This is a genomic window from Heyndrickxia oleronia, from assembly GCF_017809215.1.
GTDB lineage: Bacteria > Bacillota > Bacilli > Bacillales > Bacillaceae_C > Heyndrickxia > Heyndrickxia oleronia.
Map to the genome: position 1 here is coordinate 95,001 of NZ_CP065424.1, position 2,500 is coordinate 97,500.

A 2,500-nucleotide genomic window follows, 5' to 3' on the forward strand; every position below is an offset into this window, starting at 1 on the left:
CTCACCAAGGCGACGATGCGTAGCCGACTTGAGAGGGTGATCGGCCACACTGGGACTGAGACACGGCCCAGACTCCTACGGGAGGCAGCAGTAGGGAATCTTCCGCAATGGACGAAAGTCTGACGGAGCAACGCCGCGTGAGTGATGAAGGTTTTCGGATCGTAAAACTCTGTTGTTAGGGAAGAACAAGTATCGTTCGAATAGGGCGGTACCTTGACGGTACCTAACCAGAAAGCCACGGCTAACTACGTGCCAGCAGCCGCGGTAATACGTAGGTGGCAAGCGTTGTCCGGAATTATTGGGCGTAAAGCGCGCGCAGGCGGTTTCTTAAGTCTGATGTGAAATCTTGCGGCTCAACCGCAAGCGGCCATTGGAAACTGGGAGACTTGAGTGCAGAAGAGGAGAGTGGAATTCCACGTGTAGCGGTGAAATGCGTAGAGATGTGGAGGAACACCAGTGGCGAAGGCGACTCTCTGGTCTGTAACTGACGCTGAGGCGCGAAAGCGTGGGGAGCGAACAGGATTAGATACCCTGGTAGTCCACGCCGTAAACGATGAGTGCTAAGTGTTAGAGGGTTTCCGCCCTTTAGTGCTGCAGCTAACGCATTAAGCACTCCGCCTGGGGAGTACGGCCGCAAGGCTGAAACTCAAAGGAATTGACGGGGGCCCGCACAAGCGGTGGAGCATGTGGTTTAATTCGAAGCAACGCGAAGAACCTTACCAGGTCTTGACATCCTCTTGACCTCCCTAGAGATAGGGATTTCCCTTCGGGGACAGGAGTGACAGGTGGTGCATGGTTGTCGTCAGCTCGTGTCGTGAGATGTTGGGTTAAGTCCCGCAACGAGCGCAACCCTTGACCTTAGTTGCCAGCATTCAGTTGGGCACTCTAAGGTGACTGCCGGTGACAAACCGGAGGAAGGTGGGGATGACGTCAAATCATCATGCCCCTTATGACCTGGGCTACACACGTGCTACAATGGATGGTACAAAGGGCTGCAAGACCGCGAGGTTTAGCCAATCCCATAAAACCATTCTCAGTTCGGATTGTAGGCTGCAACTCGCCTACATGAAGCCGGAATCGCTAGTAATCGCGGATCAGCATGCCGCGGTGAATACGTTCCCGGGCCTTGTACACACCGCCCGTCACACCACGAGAGTTTGTAACACCCGAAGTCGGTGAGGTAACCTTTTGGAGCCAGCCGCCGAAGGTGGGACAGATGATTGGGGTGAAGTCGTAACAAGGTAGCCGTATCGGAAGGTGCGGCTGGATCACCTCCTTTCTAAGGAATATGGAAAACCACTTACGTGGTTCAGACGTCTTCTGTTTTGTTCAGTTTTGAAAGGTTAATCCTTTCATTTTAATAGAGGTGAATTAGAAGCGAGAAGGTCGAGGAAGCAAGCGAATGAGCACCGGAACGTATTAAACATACGTGAGGATGTGAGTGAGTGCGCTGACGAAGAGATTCGAAGCTTATCATTCGCCGGATTGTTCTTTGAAAACTAGATATGTAAGAAGTAACCAAGTAATAACCGAGAATCGCCACTTTATGGATGAATCCATTAAGTAGTTTTAAATAACCTTTTAGGTTAAGTTAGTAAGGGCGCACGGTGAATGCCTTGGCACTAGGAGCCGATGAAGGACGGGACTAACACCGATATGCTTCGGGGAGCTGTAAGCGAGCTTTGATCCGGAGATTTCCGAATGGGGGAACCCACTGCCCGTAATGGGGTAGTATCCTTACTTGAATACATAGAGTAAGGAAGGCAGACCCGGGGAACTGAAACATCTAAGTACCCGGAGGAAGAGAAAGCAATTGCGATTTCCTGAGTAGCGGCGAGCGAAACGGAAGAAGCCCAAACCAAGAGGCTTGCCTCTTGGGGTTGTAGGACACTCTATACGGAGTTACAAAGGAACGGAGTAAATGAAGAGGTCTGGAAAGGCCCGTCAAAGAAGGTAACAACCCTGTAGTTGAAACTTCGTTCCCTCCAGAGTGGATCCTGAGTACGGCGGGACACGTGAAATCCCGTCGGAAGCAGGGAGGACCATCTCCCAAGGCTAAATACTCCCTAGTGACCGATAGTGAACCAGTACCGTGAGGGAAAGGTGAAAAGCACCCCGGAAGGGGAGTGAAAGAGAACCTGAAACCGTGTGCCTACAAGTAGTTAGAGCCCTATGCTTTATGCAGGGTGATAGCGTGCCTTTTGTAGAATGAACCGGCGAGTTACGATTTCATGCAAGGTTAAGCTGAAGAGGCGGAGCCGCAGCGAAAGCGAGTCTGAATAGGGCGATTAAGTATGAGGTCGTAGACCCGAAACCAGGTGATCTACCCATGTCCAGGGTGAAGGTAAGGTAACACTTACTGGAGGCCCGAACCCACGCACGTTGAAAAGTGCGGGGATGAGGTGTGGGTAGCGGAGAAATTCCAATCGAACTTGGAGATAGCTGGTTCTCTCCGAAATAGCTTTAGGGCTAGCCTTAAGGTAAGAGTCTTGGAGGTAGA

The 2,500-nt window shown here is 51.5% G+C and carries 2 rRNA genes (both only partly in view); both read left to right on the forward strand.

The window, feature by feature from the left end:
- Positions 1 to 1,279: ribosomal RNA gene (locus I5818_RS00500) — 16S ribosomal RNA — on the forward strand (it extends 274 nt beyond the left edge of the window).
- A 305-nt stretch (positions 1,280 to 1,584) separates the two neighbouring features.
- Positions 1,585 to 2,500, forward strand: a 23S ribosomal RNA gene (locus I5818_RS00505) (it continues 2,051 nt past the right edge of the window).
- Together the 16S and 23S rRNA genes form the textbook arrangement of a ribosomal RNA operon.